Raw genomic sequence first — 18,018 nt, 5'->3', positions numbered from 1 at the left:
TTTGGCGTGTAAAAAATAAGCATTCCAACCTGATATCTGAAAAAATTCGAATTTAGCTATTGTAACTTAATAAGTGGTTCGCTATTATTCACGCCGCTTTCAGAGGAGACAGTGATGGCACTCAGACGTCCTATGGTAGCTGGCAATTGGAAGATGAACGGCAGTGCGGCATTAGCCCAAGAGTTGTTCAAAAAATTTGCCTCTAAGCTCCAAAATGATTCAGCTGAAGTGGTTTTATGCCCGCCTTCTATCTATCTAGAGAGCGTTAGGCAACTGCTAGAAGCAAACAAGGAAGCGTTAGACGGTTCACTTGTTAGGATGGGCGCACAAAACCTAAGTCAACACGACTTTGGCGCCTATACCGGAGAAGTTTCAGGTCAGATGCTCAAAGATTCAGGATGTCGATATGTGATTATCGGACATTCAGAACGTCGCCGTATGTACGGAGAGACGAGTAATATCGTAGCGGAGAAATTCGCCGCTGCACAAAAGCATGGCTTAACTCCCATTTTATGTGTGGGTGAGTCAGGTCCAGCACGTGAAGCAAGACGCACCTTCGAGGTGATTGCGGAAGAGTTGGATATAGTGATCCAGAAAAACGGCACTATGGCTTTTGATAACGCCATTATCGCCTACGAGCCACTTTGGGCTGTAGGGACAGGTAAAAGCGCTACACCAGAGCAGGCACAAGAAGTTCATGCGTTTATTCGCAAACGCCTCTCTGAAGTGTCTCCGTTTATCGGAGAAAATATCAGGATTCTCTACGGTGGTAGTGTGACACCGAGTAATGCTGCAGATTTATTTGCCCAACCTGATGTTGATGGTGGACTGATTGGCGGTGCTAGCTTAAACTCTAGCGAGTTTTTAAGTCTGTGTACCATAGCGATGAGCGCATAATATGTATGAAGTTCTAGTAGTTATTTACTTGTTGGTTGCATTAGGTCTGATCGGCTTAGTATTAATTCAGCAAGGTAAGGGAGCTGACATGGGGGCCTCTTTTGGCGCCGGTGCATCAGGTACCCTGTTTGGTTCAAGCGGTTCAGGTAACTTCCTGACACGCACTACGGCGATTCTTGCCATTGCGTTTTTTACTTTAAGTCTGCTGATTGGCAACTTAAGTGCAAACCACGCAAAAAATGAAGATTCATGGAAAAATTTAGGTTCAGACACTGAACAGGTCACACAACCTGTTGAGCAAGGAACCCAAAAGTCAGAAACGAAAATTCCTGACTAGTAAAAGGTGTCGCCGAGGTGGCGAAATTGGTAGACGCGCAGCCTTGAGGTGGCTGTGACCTAACGGTCGTGCGGGTTCAAGTCCCGCTCTCGGCACCAAATATAACTAAGATAGACGACATAAGTTCTCTCTTAGTTATTGCAAGAAATGACGATAGTCAATATACTTGCACACAGTTGACGCGGGGTGGAGCAGCATGGTAGCTCGTCGGGCTCATAACCCGAAGGTCGTCGGTTCAAATCCGGCCCCCGCAACCAGCTCCTAGTAACGAATAGTGTTTGAATTCGTTATGGTTTACAGGTTCTTGAAATTAATGACCTCGTGATTACGGGGTTTTTTGTTATCTGGGACTTTTAAATTTGTCGCATGCTTCGTATGTGGCGTTGTACTAGGGCTATTAAGCCCTTTTTTGTTTTTTCGGGGGTCAATCTTGGCAACGTTAGAATTCAGACTGGCAGAAATGCTCAAAGTACCTGTGGAAGCATTAGGCTTTCAGCTATGGGGCATTGAATATGTTCAAGCGGGTAAGCATTCCACACTGCGAGTGTTCATTGATGGTGAGAATGGTATCAATATTGAAGATTGTGCCAATGCAAGTCGCCAAGTCAGTGCTGTACTCGATGTTGAAGATCCTATTTCTACAGAATATACCCTAGAGGTTTCTTCGCCAGGCGTTGATAGACCCTTATTTACTGCTGAGCAGTATGCGGGCTATGTGGGCGAGGATGTAAAGCTTCAATTGACTATGCCGGTTGACGGCAGTCGTAATTTAAAAGGCGCCATCACTGCGGTCGACGGGCAAATGCTCTCACTGAAAGTGAATGGTAAAGAGTTAGTTGTCGCATTGGATAATATCCGCAAAGGCAACTTAATCGCTAAGTTTTGATGGTTTCAAGGTGAACGAGGCAAGACGAGATGAATAAAGAGATTCTGCTAGTCGCTGAGGCGGTTTCAAATGAAAAGGCCGTTCCACGCGAGAAAATTTTTGAAGCGCTAGAGATTGCTCTGGCCACAGCAACCAAGAAAAAATACGAAGGTGATATTGACGTTCGTGTTGCTATCGACCGTAAAACCGGTGGTTATGATACTTTCCGTCGTTGGATGGTAGTTGATGATCACGGTGAAGCGTTAGAAAATCCTTACCGCGAAATCACGTTAGAAGCGGCACGATACGAAAATCCAGACATCCAACCTGGCGAGTTTATCGAAGACGATATCGAGTCAGTGGTGTTTGACCGTATTACCACTCAAACTGCTAAGCAAGTGATCGTACAGAAAGTACGTGAAGCTGAACGTGCTCAAGTGGTTGAACAGTTCCAAGATCAAGAAGGTGAGTTAATCACTGGTATAGTCAAAAAAGCAACTCGCGAAAGCGTAGTGGTTGACTTAGGTAATAACGCTGACGGCGTGTTGTTCCGTGAAGATTTAATTTCACGTGAATCTTTCCGTCCAGGCGACCGCGTGCGTGCATTATTGTACTCAGTACGTCCAGAAGCTCGCGGCGCACAGTTATTCTTAAGCCGTACTAAACCTGAAATGCTGATCGAGCTTTTCCGTGTTGAAGTACCTGAAATTGCTGACGAACTGATTGAAATCATGGGCGCTGCTCGTGATCCAGGCGCGCGCGCTAAAATCGCCGTTAAGTCGAATGACCGTCGTATCGATCCAATCGGTGCGTGTGTGGGTATGCGTGGTGCACGTGTACAAGCCGTGTCGAATGAACTGGGTGGCGAACGTGTTGATATCGTGTTGTGGGATGATAATCCAGCACAATACGTGATCAATGCCATGGCGCCAGCCGATGTTGCCTCTATCATAGTTGACGAAGATAACCATTCTATGGATATCGCTGTTGAAGCCGATAGTTTGGCACAAGCCATTGGACGTAATGGCCAGAACGTACGTTTAGCGACACAACTGACAGGTTGGGTTCTGAACGTTATGACAGTGGAAGATATGAATAAGAAACACCAGGCAGAAAGTGCCAAGGTGGTTGAATTATTCGTTAACTCACTGGATGTCGATGAAGATTTTGCACAAGTACTGGCGGACGAGGGCTTTACGTCGCTCGAAGAAGTTGCCTATGTACCTGTGTCTGAACTATTGGCGATTGACGGTTTTGACGAAGATCTCGTTGAAGCCTTACGTGAACGTGCAAAAGCGGCGATCTCAACTCGAGCTCTCGCTACTGAAGAAGCACTGGATGGTGTGGAGCCAAGTGAAGAGTTACTAGCACTTGAAGGTGTTGACAGACACTTAGCCTATGTTTTCGCTAGCAAAGGTATTGTGACTCTAGAAGACTTGGCTGAACAAGGCATTGATGATTTGATCGAAATTGAAGAATTGACAGAAGAAAAAGCAGGTGAGCTCATCATGGCAGCCCGCAATATCTGTTGGTTTGGCGAAGAAGCATAAGTCGATCAACAGGGGGATTTAACTGATGGCAGATACTACCGTAGAGAAATTGGCCACGGAAGTGGGTAAAAGTGTTGAACGTCTGATTGAGCAATTCTCTCAGGCTGGAATTAAGAAAGGCCAAGCTGATAACGTGACTGAAGCTGAAAAGCAACAGTTACTGGATTATCTGAAAAAGCAGCACGGTGGCGAAAATGCGCCAACGAAAATGACGCTGCAGCGTAAAACCGTATCGACCCTGAGTGTGGCCGGTAATGGTGGTCAATCTAAAGATGTTAAAGTTGAAGTTCGTAAAACACGAACTTTCGTCAAGCGTGATGCTAATGAGGCTACTCTGAAGGCTGAAGAAGAAGCGAAAGTCGAAGCAGAAGCTTTGGCAAAAGCAAAGGCCGAAGCAGAAGCTGCTGCGGCAGTAAAAGCGAAAGCTGAAGCAGATGCGAAAGCAAAAGCGGATGCAGAAGCCAAGGCGAAAGCCAAAGCAGCAGCCGAAGTAAAAGTGGTTAAAGATATGTCACCTGAAGCAGAAGCGGCTCGTCTAGAAGCTGAACGTTTAAAAGCAGCACAAGAAGCGGCGACAAAACGTAAGCAAGACGAAGAAGCGGCTAAAGCGGCAGAAACTGCTCGCCTATTGGCTGAAGAACATTCTAAGCGTTGGGCCGAAGAAGAGCGCCAACGTCTAGAAGCCGAGAAAAACGGTGATCACCACATCACGACTTCTAAAGTGGCTCGTGCTGCTGAAGATACTTCTGATCTGGATGAAGAAAAACGCGGACGTCGTGCTCGTAACAAGAGCAACGCCAAAAAACGTGGCGGCAAAGATGCCCGTGACGGCCGTGAAAAACACATGCGTAACCGCAGTACAGCACCTGAGTCTATGGCGCACGGCTTCAACAAGCCAGTTGCAGCGGTAAGCCGTGATGTGCGTATCGGTGAAACTGTTACTGTTTCTGAACTTGCGCATTTAATGGCAGTTAAAGCGACTGAAATCATCAAACAGATGATGAAAATGGGTTCTATGGTCACGATCAACCAAGTGTTGGATCAAGAGACTGCCCAAATGGTTGCCGAAGAAATGGGCCACAAAGTTGTGCTTATCCGTGAAAACGAACTTGAGCACCAAGTGCTTAAAGATCGTGACGATGAAGATGGCATCAAGCAAGAGTCTCGTGCACCTGTTGTGACTATCATGGGTCACGTTGACCACGGTAAGACGTCATTACTCGACTATATTCGCCGCGCTAAAGTGGCTGCTGGCGAAGCCGGTGGTATTACTCAGCATATCGGTGCATACCATGTTGAAACTGAAAACGGCATGATCACTTTCCTTGATACTCCTGGTCACGCCGCGTTTACCGCAATGCGTGCCCGTGGTGCCAAGGCAACGGATATCGTTGTGTTAGTTGTTGCTGCCGATGACGGTGTAATGCCGCAAACTATCGAAGCAATTCAACATGCTAAAGCCGGTAACGTGCCATTAATCGTGGCTGTGAACAAGATGGATAAGCCGGAAGCGGATATCGATCGCGTTAAGAGTGAATTGTCGCAACACGGTGTTATGTCTGAAGATTGGGGTGGAGACAACATGTTTGCCTTCGTTTCAGCTAAGACAGGTGAAGGCGTTGATGAACTGTTAGAAGGTATCTTACTGCAGGCTGAAGTTCTCGAACTGAAAGCGGTACGTGATGGTATGGCTGCTGGTGTGGTCATTGAATCGCAATTGGACAAAGGTCGCGGCCCAGTTGCTACGATTCTGGTTCAAGAAGGTACGTTACGCCAAGGTGATATCGTTCTGTGTGGTCTTGAGTACGGTAAAATCCGTGCAATGAAAGACGAGAACGGTCGTTCAATCACTGAAGCGGGTCCATCTATTCCTGTTGAAATTCTGGGTCTGTCAGGCGTTCCATCTGCAGGTGATGAAGCAACAGTAGTACGTGATGAGCGTAAAGCGCGTGAAGTTGCCCTGTATCGTCAAGGCAAGTTCCGTGATGTGAAACTGGCACGCCAGCAAAAATCTAAGCTAGAAAACATGTTCGCGAACATGACTGAAGGCGAAGTGAAAGAACTGAACATCGTTCTTAAAGCAGACGTACAAGGTTCACTCGAAGCGATTACTGACTCGTTAACAGGTCTGTCTACAGACGAAGTGAAAGTGAACATCATCGCTCGCGGTGTGGGTGCTCTTACTGAAACGGATGCAACCTTAGCGGCAGCGTCTAACGCTATCCTGGTTGGCTTTAACGTGCGTGCCGATGCACAAGCGCGTAAGACAATCGACAGCGAAAGTGTTGATTTACGTTACTACAGCGTTATCTATAATTTGATTGATGAAGTTCGTGCAGCGATGACAGGTATGCTGTCTCCTGAATTCAAACAACAAATTATCGGTCTGGCTGAAGTTCGTGACGTGTTCAAATCACCTAAGCTGGGTGCAATTGCTGGCTGTATGGTTACCGAAGGTACCATCAAGCGTAGCGCACCAATTCGCGTACTACGTGATAACGTTGTTATCTACGAAGGTGAACTTGAATCGCTACGTCGCTTTAAAGATGACGTTGCTGAAGTTCGCAATGGTATGGAATGTGGTATTGGCGTTAAGAACTACAACGATGTTCGCGTAGGCGACCAAATCGAAGTATTCGAAACCGTCGAGATTGCTCGTACTCTGTAACGATAATAAGGGCGGCTTTAGCCGCCCTTATCAATTTAAGCTATGGTAAGAAATATTATGGCAAAAGAATTCAGTCGTACTCGTCGAATCGCTCAGCAGCTTCAGCAAGAACTTGCTCAAGTGCTACAGCGCGACATGAAAGATCCTCGTATTGGCTTTGTAACCGTGAATGACGTCGATGTCTCACGTGACCTTAGCTATGCCAAAGTCTTCGTGACTTTTTTTGAGGAAGACAAAGCCGTTGTTCAAGAAAAGCTAAACGCTTTGATCAGCGCCGCTCCTTATATCCGCACTTTAGTGGCGGGCCGTATGAAGCTGCGTGTGATGCCTGAACTGCGTTTTATCTATGATAGCTCGCTCGTTGAAGGTATGCGCATGTCTAACTTAGTTAGCCAAGTGATCAACCAAGACAAAGCGAAGCAGCAGCAATTTGGCAGCGAAGACGCATCGGTTGAAGATGAAGTCTTAGGTGATGATGTTGCCGATGATGCAGATGAAACGGAAGGTAAAGATTAATGGCTCGTCGTCCAAAAGGTCGTTTTATTGATGGGATAGTGCTGCTGGATAAATCCACTGGCATGAGTTCTAACTTTGCATTGCAAAGGGTAAAGCGCTTTTTTAATGCGAACAAAGCAGGGCATACGGGCGCACTCGATCCGTTAGCAACAGGTATGTTACCTGTGTGCTTAGGCGAAGGGACTAAGTTTTCCCAGCATCTGTTAGATGCCGATAAACGTTATTTAGTCACCGCAAAGCTGGGCGAGCGAACGGATACCAGTGATTCCGATGGCGAAGTGGTGCAAACCCGCGCCATTGATTTTACTGAAGCGCAGTTATTAACCGCGCTTGATTTCTTCCGTGGTGAGACTCAGCAAGTGCCTTCTATGTATTCCGCGCTTAAATATCAGGGTCAGCCCCTGTATAAATATGCCCGTGAAGGTATTGAAGTGCCGCGCGAATCTCGCCCTATTACGGTATTTGAGCTTAATTTCATCGGTCTTGAAGGCGATGAGCTGACCTTAGACATTCATTGTTCTAAGGGCACTTATATTCGCACTATCATAGACGACCTCGGTGAAATGCTCGGTTGTGGCGCCCATGTCATCATGTTGCGTCGCACTCAAGTTGCACAATATCCCTATGCAAGAATGGTTTCCTTAGAACAACTTGAAGCGCTTGTTGCTCAAGCACATGAACAACAGATAGATCCGAGTGTCTTACTTGATCCGCTGTTATTACCTATGGATACGGCTGTGGCCGATTTCCCTGAGGTGAATGTGCCAGATGCAATCGCCCCTTACTTAATGCAAGGTCAGGCTGTTCGGGTCCCCGTTAATGCAGACTTGAAAACCGATGAACTGGTGCGTATCACTTTAGGTGACATTCGCCGATTTGTGGGGATTGGCACTATGAACGAAGACGGCCTACTCGCGCCAAAACGACTCATAGTGATCCATGACGAGCCTGTAGAAACAGATTAGCCCGCTATCCATGACCAATTAATAAATTAGTTCATGGATTAGTCTCCACCTTTTATTGCGCTAGGGTGGGTTTCTGGGTAGAATAGCGCGCCCTTTGGCTGAGTTAGTGATCGGCTAGAGATTCATATTATTTATTTGGAGATATACATGTCACTAAGTACTGAAGCAAAAGCAAAAATTTTGGCTGATTTTGGCCGTTGTGAAAACGACACTGGTTCAACTGAAGTTCAAGTTGCTTTGTTAACTGCACAAATCAACCATTTACAAGCTCACTTCAAAGAGCACATTCATGATCATCACTCACGTCGTGGTCTGTTACGTATGGTTAGTTCACGTCGTAAGTTAACTGCTTACCTGAAACGTACTGATTTAGCACGTTACACTGCACTGATCCAAAAGTTAGGTCTACGTCGTTAATCTCGCGTCGACTAACGTGAAAAAGGAGGCTTAAGCCTCCTTTTTTATTGCCTAAAATTCAGTAGATGATCGCGTAAGCCATGTAGAATTTAGGCCTGAGCATGTCAATAGTAATATGCCTATGACGCTGGCCTAAACACCGCCTAAACCTTAGCGCTGATTAAAGTAACCTCAAGCTCCACGTAAGCCATCAAGACTACTTATTGTTGCTGTCTGTGTTGCTATATACAGGGCTTCAAATTCCGCTTGGGGCAGGGGTTGGCTAAAATAGAAGCCTTGGCCGACTTGGCACTGATTCTCCTTCAACCAATCCAATTGCTGCTCGTTTTCAATTCCTTCGGCCACAATGGTCAAATTAAGCTGCTTACCCAACATCAAAATGGTCGATGCGATTGCGCTATCCCCTGGTAAATCGGACACGAAACAGCGGTCGATTTTCATGGTGGTAATGGGCAAATGGCGCAGGTAAGAGAGTGATGAATATCCGGTGCCGAAGTCATCGACGGCAATACCAAACCCTGCTGATTTAAGTTGTTCAAGCTTAGCGATGGCGAGCTCAATGTCGTTCATCAGCGAGGTTTCAGTGATTTCAATTTCCAGCAGTTCGGGTTGGATCTGATAACGTAATGCCATCTGTTTGATATCGGGTACTAAACTGGCGTCGGCGAATTGCTGTGAGGCGACATTAATCGCAATCGGGATGGCATAGTTATATTTCTTCTGCCACTCCCTTAAGACTTTGCAGCTTTGTTCTATCACCCAGCGGCCAATCGGAATGATGATCCCCGTTTCTTCGGCGACGGGGATAAAAGAAACCGGACTGATGAGTCGGCCGTCTTTTTGCCAGCGGATCAGAGCTTCACAGGCAATCACTTTGCCCGTTTGCAGATCGAGTTTAGGTTGGAAATACAGTAAGAATTCGTTGTTTTTTAACGCATCATGCAAGGATAATGGAATGGACCCATCCACTTTAAATCGGCCTCGCAATGGGCCACGATGTAGTCGCTAAAACTCATCAGAAAGAGGACGGGTCCACCTATGAAGATTACTACAATCGGTTTAGATATCGCAAAGTCTGTTTTTCATGCTGTTGGTGTCGATAAAGCAGGCAAGTTAATCAAAAAGAAAATGCTTAGACGCAAGGACTTACTTCCCTTTCTTGCTCAAATTGAGCCGTGCCTGATTGTGATGGAAGCCTGTGGTGGGGCAAATTATTGGGCCAGAGAATTTGAGCTGTTGGGCCACAGCGTCAAGTTAATTGCTCCTCAATTTGTAGTACCTTTTCGGCAAGGTAACAAAAATGACTATAACGATGCCTTAGCCATCGCTGAAGCTGCGCAGCGACCCAACATGCGGTTTGTAAAACCCAAAGGCGTCGAGCAGCAAGATGTGCAACTGCTCCACCGAATGCGCGAACGATTAACTAAGCAATCAACCGCCTTAATCAATCAAGTCAGAGGGATGTTAGCGGAATACGGCATTGTGATGACCAAAAGTAAATCGGCTTTTAAAGTACAGTTCCCAGATATTTTAGCGGATGAAACCAATACGCTGACCACTAAAGGTCGGGCCATTTTTTATCAGTTATATGAAGAATTTAGTGATATAGAAAAACGGCTTAAGAGTTGTGATACACAAGTGCTTACTGAAACTAAAAACAATGTGATTTGCCAGCGTTTAGAGACTATCCCTGGCATTGGTCCAGTCACCGCTACCGCCTTTTATGCCGCCGCAGGTGATGGTAAAGATTTCAGTAATGGCAGGCACTTTTCAGCTTGGTGTGGCTTGGTTCCCAAACAACACAGCAGCGGAGGTAAAGAAAACCTCCTTGGGATAAGCAAGCGGGGAAATGCGTATTTACGCACCCTGTTCATCCACGGCGCCAGAGCGGTGTTGCAACACAGCCAGAATAAGCAAGATAAGTTTAGTTGCTGGGCAATCCAGTTAGCAGAGCGCCGAGGTTTTAACCGAGCCTGTGTGGCCGTCGCCAATAAGCTCGCGAGAATGGCATGGGTTATCGCGGCGCGTAACGAAGAGTATCGGCTTCCAGTATAGAACTGAATTTATTTTTAATGATTAACCAACCAGCAAGTTGCTATGACACTTGATTTGATGATGAGACAGTCAGACTGATCTACTGAAAACCTTACGGAGGCATAGGCTCATTACGAAGCCGCAAGGATGATAAGGACAGTAGAAGCAGATATCCATCAGGGCCAGAGGCATACCTCAATAACAGGCCGAATATATGGGTGCAATGAACTCTTCTCAAAATCGCTATCGAATGTCTTGCAAACCGGATGGGTCCATATATGCTTCAGTGCGTAAACGCACAGCGGCGCGCTCTGTCATCTGTTGTTTAAAGAAGGCCCATTGATTCGAACCCGCAGCCTTAGCACTGTACATGGCAATGTCGGCATGACGTATTAAATCTTCTGCGCTGTTACCGTCTTCGGGATAAATAGATATCCCAATTGAGGCCGCAGGATGAATCGCATGCTCATTTAACTGGATTGGCACATTAAGCTGGATAAGTAACTTATCAACAAAATCAGCGGCTTGATCTGGGGTGTGTACTGTGTCGGCTAAAATCACAAACTCATCGTCACCTAAGCGAGAGACTGTGCCTTTATCGCCAACGAAGCGTTCAAGAATACGGGCAATACGGGCGAGGAATTGATCGCCCAATGCATGGCCAAGGGAATCGTTAATATTCTTAAATCGATCTAAGTCGATAAACATCAAGGCAAAGCTGCGTTTGTGCACGCGCGAACGTTGGATAGTGACTGCGATTGTTTCGAGCAATAGTGTGCGGTTCGGTAAGCCCGTTAGCGGATCTCGGGTGGCCATTTTGCGCAGTTTGGATTGGGTTTGGCTAAATTGGATAAGAATTTGGTTGAATTTCGAGGTCACTAGGCCGAGTTCATCATCCTTATGCGCATTGGACATAGGTAAGAGATTTTCGTCCGGTGAGTCGGGTTCAATCTTATCTATGGCCTCACTAATACGGGCGATAGGTTGAGTTAAGAAGCGATGGAAAACCACTGAAAGCACTAAGGTGAGTAAGAGTGCGCGGGCAAGCGTGGCGAAAAAACTAAATCTTAACTGCGAGAAAAGGGTGTTTGTCAGCTCTTGGGTATCGTAGAAAACCGTTAATGTGCCAATGAGTTGCTGTTGTTGGGTGCCTTCGAAATAAAAAGGTCGGTACAGCGGGCGAGAGATTTCTTTAAGATCATCAAATAATTTGTTACTTAAGCTGATAAATGTCTGCGAGTTATTCTTTTTATTATTGCTGACTGACACAAACATGGAACCATCGTCCAGCTCAATCACTGCTGAGCCGACATGCTCAACCTTAATGGCACCTTCTAAGGTTTGACGGGCTAAATTATCATCTAATGCCCAGACAGCATTTGCTGCGGGTTGTTCAACTGAATCAAGGAGTTCTTGCTGTGTAGTCGTCAGTTGTTGTTTGGTTGATACGACGACTAAAGCGATTTCAACAATAAAAATAGCAATGGCAAAAAATAGGGCAGTAAATACGACTAGGTTAGTTTGTTTCCACGTCAGTGACTTAAAACGGCCTGTCATCGGGCGCATCCTTTATGATAATTATTCACCATCTGCGAGAATTTCCGTATCAATGTAAACCGCAACTCTTTGTTGATTTAACCACTTTAGTGAAAAGTTACGTATTTGTCATCATTATCTGCTCTTTATCTATTGATCCGATTTGCAGTATACTTACGCGCGTAATTCAAGGTCATTAATTAAGGAATGGGTCACGTGAATCCTATTGTAAAGAGTTTTGAGTATGGTCAACATACAGTCACCCTGGAAACAGGTGTTATAGCGCGTCAAGCAGATGCAGCCGTTTTAGCGAGTATGGGTGACACGACTGTGTTGGTCACTGTTGTCGGTAAAAAAGAAGCAGATGCTGGTCGTGACTTTTTCCCTCTGACTGTTAACTATCAAGAAAAAACCTACGCAGCGGGTAAAATTCCTGGTGGTTTCTTTAAGCGTGAAGGCCGTCCTTCAGAAGATGAGACATTAATCGCTCGTCTGATCGACCGTCCAATTCGCCCTCTTTTCCCTAATGGTTTCAAAAACGAAGTTCAAGTTATCATTACTGTAGTATCTGTCGATCCACAAATCGAGCCAGATATCATCTCTATGATCGGTACTTCTGCGGCACTGGCTATTTCTGGTATTCCATTCAGCGGTCCTTTAGGTGCTGCACGTGTGGGTTACATTGATGGCGAATACGTGTTGAACCCAAGTGTTGCGCAACTTGCAACCAGCCAACTGAACTTAGTGGTTGCTGGTACTGCTGGTGCAGTATTAATGGTGGAATCAGAAGCCCAAGCATTGCCAGAAGAAGTGATGTTAGGTTCTGTTGTTTACGGTCACGATCAACAACAAGTGGTTATCAAAGCGATTGCTGAATTTAAAGCAGAAGCTGGTAAACCAACTTGGGATTGGACTGCACCAACGCAAGATGCCGATTTAGTTGCCCAAATCAAAGAGCTTGCTGAAGCTGGTTTAGGCGATGCATATAAAATCCAAGTTAAACAAGATCGTTATGCTCAAGTTTCTGTTGTTAAAGCAGCAACAAAAGAAGCCTTGTTAGCCAGCAATCCAAGCATTGATTTACGTGAAGTAGACAACTTGCTGGGTAGCTTAGAGAAGAAAGTGGTTCGTGGTCGTATCATCCGTGGTGAGCCACGTATCGATGGTCGTGAACCAGACATGATCCGTGCATTAAGCGTGTTAGCGGGCGTATTGCCACGTACTCACGGTAGCGCATTGTTCACTCGCGGTGAAACTCAAGCGTTAGTGACTTGTACTTTAGGCACTGAACGTGATGCACAGAAGATTGACAGCATCATGGGCGAGCGCACTAACCGTTTCATGCTGCACTATAACTTCCCTCCATACTCTGTTGGTGAAACAGGCATGGTGGGTTCACCTAAGCGCCGCGAAATCGGTCATGGTAAGTTAGCATGGCGCGGTATCAATGCTGTTATGCCTTCAGCTGCTGAATTCCCATACAGCGTGCGCGTTGTATCTGAAATCACTGAATCTAACGGTTCAAGCTCTATGGCGTCAGTATGTGGTACTTCATTAGCTCTGATGGATGCTGGTGTGCCTATCAAAACTTCTGTAGCGGGTATCGCTATGGGTCTAGTGAAAGAAGGCGATGATTTCGTTGTTCTTTCTGACATCTTAGGTGATGAAGATCATTTAGGTGATATGGACTTTAAAGTTGCTGGTACGCGTGATGGTATTACTGCACTGCAGATGGATATCAAGATCGAAGGTATCACTAAAGAAATCATGGATATCGCACTGCAACAAGCCTATGGCGCACGTGTACATATCCTGAACGTGATGGATCAAGCGATTGGTTCACACCGTGACGATATTTCTGATCACGCTCCACGTATCACTGTTATCAAGATCAACCCAGAAAAAATCCGTGACGTTATCGGTAAAGGCGGCGCAGTTATCCGTGCTCTTACTGAAGAAACCGGCACTACGATTGAACTGGAAGATGACGGTACTGTGAAGATCGCTTCTTCAAACGGCGAAGCAACCAAAGAAGCTATCCGTCGTATCGAAGAAATCACTTCAGAAGTTGAAGTGGGTCGTATCTACAACGGTAAAGTTATCCGTATCGTTGATTTCGGTGCGTTCGTGAACATTCTACCGGGCAAAGACGGTTTAGTACACATTTCACAAATCAGTGATGAGCGTGTTGCTAACGTGTCCGATCACCTTGAACTGAACCAAGAAGTTGCTGTTAAAGTAATGGAAGTGGATCGTCAAGGCCGCGTACGTCTGTCAATCAAAGAAGCACAAACTAAAGAAGCTGCCGCTGCTGAATAATGAGTCTTTGACTTATTATTGGCACACACTTTCTAAGTGATTGCATCAAAAGGAGATCAAATGATCTCCTTTTTTGTTTTTGGCATTAAGAAAGTCAGTATTAATCTTAATTCCCCAATAGCAGTCCTGTGGTGGGATTGCTATCATGAAGATTCTTCTGCGTATGTTGGGAATCTAAAAAGGTAGAAATGGATGAGTCTTAAAATTAGAACCGCTGTCGTTGCTGTGCTGGCGGGCGCCAGTCTGTTGTTAGCCGGATGCGCTACCACCCAGTCTCCTTTAGATAACCATAATGATGTTGAAGGTAAATTGGTTATCGCACCTGTCATGCCTGATTATAAAGTGGAAGTGACGTTAGCGAAGCTCAACGAGATTTTGGCTACGGTCGAATTAACCAATGAGCAGAGAGCCAGATTTCATTACGATCGCGGTGTTATATACGACAGTGTGGGCTTAAGATTGCTCGCGCGCATCGATTTTATGCAAGCGCTGAAGCTGCAACCCGATCTCGCCGATGCTTATAATTTTCTTGGGATTTATTACACCCAAGAAGGCGAATACGCTAGTGCCTATGAAGCGTTCGATGGCGTGTTAGAACTCGCTCCTAACTACGATTACGCCTATTTGAATCGCGGTATTGCCTTGTACTATGGCGACCGTAACGATTTAGCCACTAAAGATATGCAGGCATTTTATGCTGGTGATAATAAAGATGGTTATCGCGCATTGTGGCTGTATTTGATTGATTTTAAAGATGATGCAGTTGAAGCTAAAAAACAGTTAGCTGAAAACCGTAAGAATTTAGACAATGATGCTTGGGCGACCGTTATCGTTGATTATTATTTAGGAACAAAGAGCCATGATGAGGTGTTTGCTGCTGCGAAAGTTGGCTTAACTCATCCAAAAGAATATGCCGAACGTTTATGTGAAGCTTATTTTTACCTGGCGAAAATGGCAATAGAAAACAAGCAATATCAAGATGCTGCTAACTATTTCCGCCTCGCACTGGCGACCAATATTTATGATTTTGTTGAACATAGATATGCGCGGATTGAGCTCGCTAAAGTCAAAGGTTTGCTCGAAGCCACAAAATAACCCTCATCTGCCCGAGCTCATCTCGGGCTTTGCCTAGCCAAGCTCGAACTGAGGCGCTATAATTTGCGCCTTTTTAGCGATACTAGTGCATAGGTTAACATGTCAGGCAATAAAGTAGAGGTCGATAAACGTCGCACCTTCGCGATCATATCGCACCCCGACGCGGGTAAAACAACCATTACCGAAAAAGTGCTGTTATTCGGAAACGCTTTGCAAAAAGCTGGAACGGTTAAAGGCAAAAAATCGGGTCAGCATGCTAAGTCTGACTGGATGGAAATGGAGAAGGACCGTGGTATTTCTATTACTACGTCTGTGATGCAATTCCCCTATGGTGGCGCCCTCGTTAACCTACTCGACACGCCTGGTCACGAAGACTTCTCTGAAGATACCTATCGTACACTGACCGCTGTTGACTCTTGTCTGATGGTCATCGACTCTGCTAAAGGTGTTGAAGAGCGTACTATTAAGTTGATGGAAGTGACACGTCTGCGCGATACGCCGATCGTGACTTTTATGAACAAACTCGACCGTGATATCCGTGATCCTATCGATCTGATGGATGAAGTCGAAAGCGTGCTGAATATTGCCTGCGCACCTATTACTTGGCCTATTGGCAGCGGTAAAGAATTCAAAGGTATTTACCATATACTGCGTGATGAAGTGGTCTTGTATCAAGGCGGTATGGGACACACAATTCAAGAGCGTCGTGTAATTAAAGGCATTAATAATCCTGATCTTGAGAAAGCGATAGGCAGTTACGCTGCTGATTTGCGCGATGAGATGGAATTAGTGCGCGGCGCGTCGCATGAATTTGACCATGCGGCTTTCTTGAAAGGCGAGTTGACGCCAGTGTTCTTCGGTACTGCGTTAGGTAACTTTGGTGTGGATCATATTCTTGACGGTATCGTTGAGTGGGCACCTAAGCCATTACCGCGCGAAAGCGATGCACGCGTAGTTATGCCTGAAGAAGAGAAATTCACCGGTTTCGTGTTCAAGATCCAAGCTAACATGGATCCAAAACACCGTGACCGTGTCGCCTTTATGCGTGTGTGTTCTGGCCGTTACGAGCAAGGCATGAAAATGCACCATGTGCGTATTGGTAAAGATGTTAACGTTAGCGATGCATTGACCTTTATGGCGGGCGATCGTGAGCGTGCCGAGGAAGCTTACCCAGGCGATATCATTGGTTTACATAACCATGGCACTATCCGTATTGGCGATACTTTTACCCAAGGCGAAAAATTCCGTTTCACTGGCGTGCCTAACTTCGCCCCTGAAATGTTCCGCCGTATTCGTCTGCGCGATCCACTTAAGCAAAAGCAGCTGTTAAAAGGCTTAGTACAGTTGTCAGAAGAAGGCGCTGTGCAAGTATTCCGCCCAATCGATACTAACGATTTAATTGTTGGCGCCGTGGGTGTGTTGCAGTTTGAAGTGGTTGTTGGACGTCTTAAGAGCGAATACAACGTTGAAGCCATTTACGAAGGTATTAGCGTTTCGACTGCTCGCTGGGTTTATTGTAAGGATGAGCGTAAGCTTGAAGAGTTCCGCCGCAAGTGTAGCCAAAACTTAGCACTCGATGGTGGTGACAACTTAACCTATATTGCGCCAACTATGGTCAACCTGAATCTTTCGATGGAAAGATATCCTGATATTGAGTTTGCGAAAACCCGCGAGCACTAATTAGGTTCGGTTTAGAATAGTTGTTGAAATGGCGGTGAATTCACCGCCATTTTTGTATCTAATGAAATCTAAAAACGGTTCTGGATGTGAATGATGGCGAATTGGATCACAAAAACATGGCAGGTTTATATTCAGTGGTGCGACCGCATGGGGCTGACACCCGAAAATCGTCGTTGTTGTATGCCACGCCTTGAAGATCCACCATTAGCGATAAAATGTGCTAAAACGACAGCAGCTGATGAAACGGCATTGCCGCCTGAAGCGCATGCAAACGGCAAATCGACCGCAGAGTGAGGTATTTGCAGTGATTGATACCCATGCACATCTAGATTTTGCCGAGTTTGATCTTGACCGCGATGCTGTGGTGCAGCGAATGCGCAGTGTTGGGGTTAATAATCTGATTATTCCTGGCGTGTCCCCCCAACACTGGCACAAACAGCTCGCTGTTGCCGAACAATATCAAACCTATTTTGCCCTTGGCATCCATCCTTGGTTTTGCCCAGAGGATGTTGATGCAGCGATCTTAGCATTAACATCTAAAGTTGCCGCGTTGCTCGAATGTCCTCGTTTTGTTGCTATTGGTGAATGTGGCTTAGATAAGCTTTATTCCTCAACATGGCCACAGCAGTTAGCGTTTTTTGAGGCGCAACTGACGTTAGCTAAATCCGTTAATCTGCCAGTTATTATTCATAGTGTGAAGGCACATCCCGAGGTTTTGGCCTGTTTAAAAAAGTATCAATTGCCTAGAGGCGGTGTGATACATGCTTTTTCTGGCAGTGTTGAGATTGCACTGGAATATATCAAGTTAGGTTTTAAGCTGGGAATTGGTGGTTTGATTATGAATCCCAATGCCAAAAAATTACTCAAAACAGTCACTGAACTCCCACTCGAACACCTCATACTTGAGACTGATTCTCCGGCAATGACGCCGATAAATGTTACTGAAAAACGTAACCAACCCGCTAACCTTGTTCTTTTTATAGACAAAATCGCCGCTTTGCAAAAAAAATCAAGTGTTCTAATATCAGAACACTTGATGAAGAATGCTACGCAACTGTTTGACCTTTAGTTGTTTTTAAATAAACAGGTGTAGGTCGCACTAGCATTCTCCACTAAGCGATTGAAATTAAACTCCAAAA

Annotated in this window: 14 protein-coding genes, 2 tRNA genes and 2 pseudogenes; 16 read left to right on the top strand and 2 right to left on the bottom strand. The window is 45.6% G+C overall.

The window, feature by feature from the left end; genetic code table 11:
- Positions 1-114 precede the first annotated feature (114 nt).
- The 10 genes from tpiA to rpsO all read left to right on the top strand — a co-directional run bounded on the left by tpiA (position 115) and on the right by rpsO (position 8,215).
- Positions 115-897, top strand: coding sequence for a triose-phosphate isomerase (gene tpiA, locus OX890_RS17780; protein ID WP_006082720.1), 783 nt, complete (start codon positions 115-117; stop codon positions 895-897).
- Between the two features lies 1 nt (position 898).
- Positions 899-1,234, top strand: coding sequence for a preprotein translocase subunit SecG (secG, locus tag OX890_RS17775; RefSeq protein ID WP_006082719.1), 336 nt, complete (start codon positions 899-901; stop codon positions 1,232-1,234).
- 11 nt (positions 1,235-1,245) lie between these two features.
- A tRNA-Leu gene (locus tag OX890_RS17770) sits at positions 1,246-1,332 on the top strand.
- A gap of 82 nt (positions 1,333-1,414) precedes the next feature.
- Positions 1,415-1,491 (top strand) — tRNA-Met (locus tag OX890_RS17765).
- 173 nt (positions 1,492-1,664) lie between these two features.
- Positions 1,665-2,120: a ribosome maturation factor RimP gene (gene rimP, locus OX890_RS17760; RefSeq protein WP_006082718.1), complete on the top strand. Its 456-nt coding sequence runs from the start codon at positions 1,665-1,667 to the stop codon at positions 2,118-2,120.
- Between the two features lie 29 nt (positions 2,121-2,149).
- Entirely contained in the window at positions 2,150-3,649 is a 1,500-nt protein-coding gene (nusA, locus tag OX890_RS17755; RefSeq protein ID WP_006082717.1) for a transcription termination factor NusA, read from the top strand.
- 25 nt (positions 3,650-3,674) lie between these two features.
- Positions 3,675-6,317 (top strand): translation initiation factor IF-2, encoded by a 2,643-nt coding sequence (infB, locus tag OX890_RS17750; RefSeq protein ID WP_006082716.1) that lies wholly within the window; start codon positions 3,675-3,677, stop codon positions 6,315-6,317.
- Between the two features lie 57 nt (positions 6,318-6,374).
- Positions 6,375-6,833, top strand: a complete 459-nt coding sequence (rbfA, locus tag OX890_RS17745) for a 30S ribosome-binding factor RbfA (RefSeq protein ID WP_014620813.1) — start codon at positions 6,375-6,377, stop codon at positions 6,831-6,833.
- Positions 6,833-7,798, top strand: coding sequence for a tRNA pseudouridine(55) synthase TruB (truB, locus tag OX890_RS17740; RefSeq protein ID WP_268649660.1), 966 nt, complete (start codon positions 6,833-6,835; stop codon positions 7,796-7,798). Before rbfA ends, truB begins: the two co-directional genes overlap by 1 nt.
- A 147-nt stretch (positions 7,799-7,945) precedes the next feature.
- Positions 7,946-8,215 (top strand): 30S ribosomal protein S15, encoded by a 270-nt coding sequence (rpsO, locus tag OX890_RS17735; protein ID WP_012089921.1) that lies wholly within the window; start codon positions 7,946-7,948, stop codon positions 8,213-8,215.
- A gap of 171 nt (positions 8,216-8,386) precedes the next feature.
- Here rpsO and OX890_RS17730 read toward each other — a convergent pair.
- Positions 8,387-9,163: pseudogene (locus tag OX890_RS17730) on the bottom strand (putative bifunctional diguanylate cyclase/phosphodiesterase); the annotation flags it as partial.
- 90 nt (positions 9,164-9,253) lie between these two features.
- On the opposite strand from OX890_RS17730, the gene OX890_RS17725 reads away from it, so the two are divergent.
- Positions 9,254-10,270 carry an IS110 family transposase gene (locus tag OX890_RS17725; protein WP_268649385.1) on the top strand — a complete coding sequence of 339 codons (1,017 nt, stop codon included), beginning with the start codon at positions 9,254-9,256 and terminating at the stop codon, positions 10,268-10,270.
- 258 nt (positions 10,271-10,528) lie between these two features.
- Here OX890_RS17725 and OX890_RS17720 read toward each other — a convergent pair.
- Positions 10,529-11,806 (bottom strand): annotated as a pseudogene (locus tag OX890_RS17720) (diguanylate cyclase domain-containing protein); the annotation flags it as partial.
- A gap of 195 nt (positions 11,807-12,001) precedes the next feature.
- Here OX890_RS17720 and pnp point away from each other — a divergent pair.
- The 5 genes from pnp to OX890_RS17695 all read left to right on the top strand — a co-directional run bounded on the left by pnp (position 12,002) and on the right by OX890_RS17695 (position 17,948).
- Positions 12,002-14,104: a polyribonucleotide nucleotidyltransferase gene (gene pnp, locus OX890_RS17715; RefSeq protein WP_012089919.1), complete on the top strand. Its 2,103-nt coding sequence runs from the start codon at positions 12,002-12,004 to the stop codon at positions 14,102-14,104.
- 192 nt (positions 14,105-14,296) lie between these two features.
- Complete coding sequence (nlpI, locus tag OX890_RS17710) at positions 14,297-15,199, top strand: lipoprotein NlpI (RefSeq protein WP_006086937.1); 903 nt, start codon at positions 14,297-14,299, stop codon at positions 15,197-15,199.
- Between the two features lie 99 nt (positions 15,200-15,298).
- Positions 15,299-16,879, top strand: coding sequence for a peptide chain release factor 3 (gene prfC / locus OX890_RS17705; RefSeq protein WP_006086936.1), 1,581 nt, complete (start codon positions 15,299-15,301; stop codon positions 16,877-16,879).
- Between the two features lie 90 nt (positions 16,880-16,969).
- Positions 16,970-17,173: a hypothetical protein gene (locus OX890_RS17700; protein ID WP_268649659.1), complete on the top strand. Its 204-nt coding sequence runs from the start codon at positions 16,970-16,972 to the stop codon at positions 17,171-17,173.
- A 10-nt stretch (positions 17,174-17,183) separates the two neighbouring features.
- Positions 17,184-17,948 (top strand): TatD family hydrolase, encoded by a 765-nt coding sequence (locus OX890_RS17695; protein ID WP_259509326.1) that lies wholly within the window; start codon positions 17,184-17,186, stop codon positions 17,946-17,948.
- The last annotated feature ends 70 nt before the right edge of the window (positions 17,949-18,018 follow it).

The sequence above is a fragment of the Shewanella sp. DAU305 genome (assembly GCF_026802235.1).
Classification (GTDB): domain Bacteria; phylum Pseudomonadota; class Gammaproteobacteria; order Enterobacterales; family Shewanellaceae; genus Shewanella; species Shewanella baltica.
The sequence above is the reverse complement of the archived record's forward strand: the minus strand, read 5'-3'. Positions and strand labels throughout refer to the sequence as shown.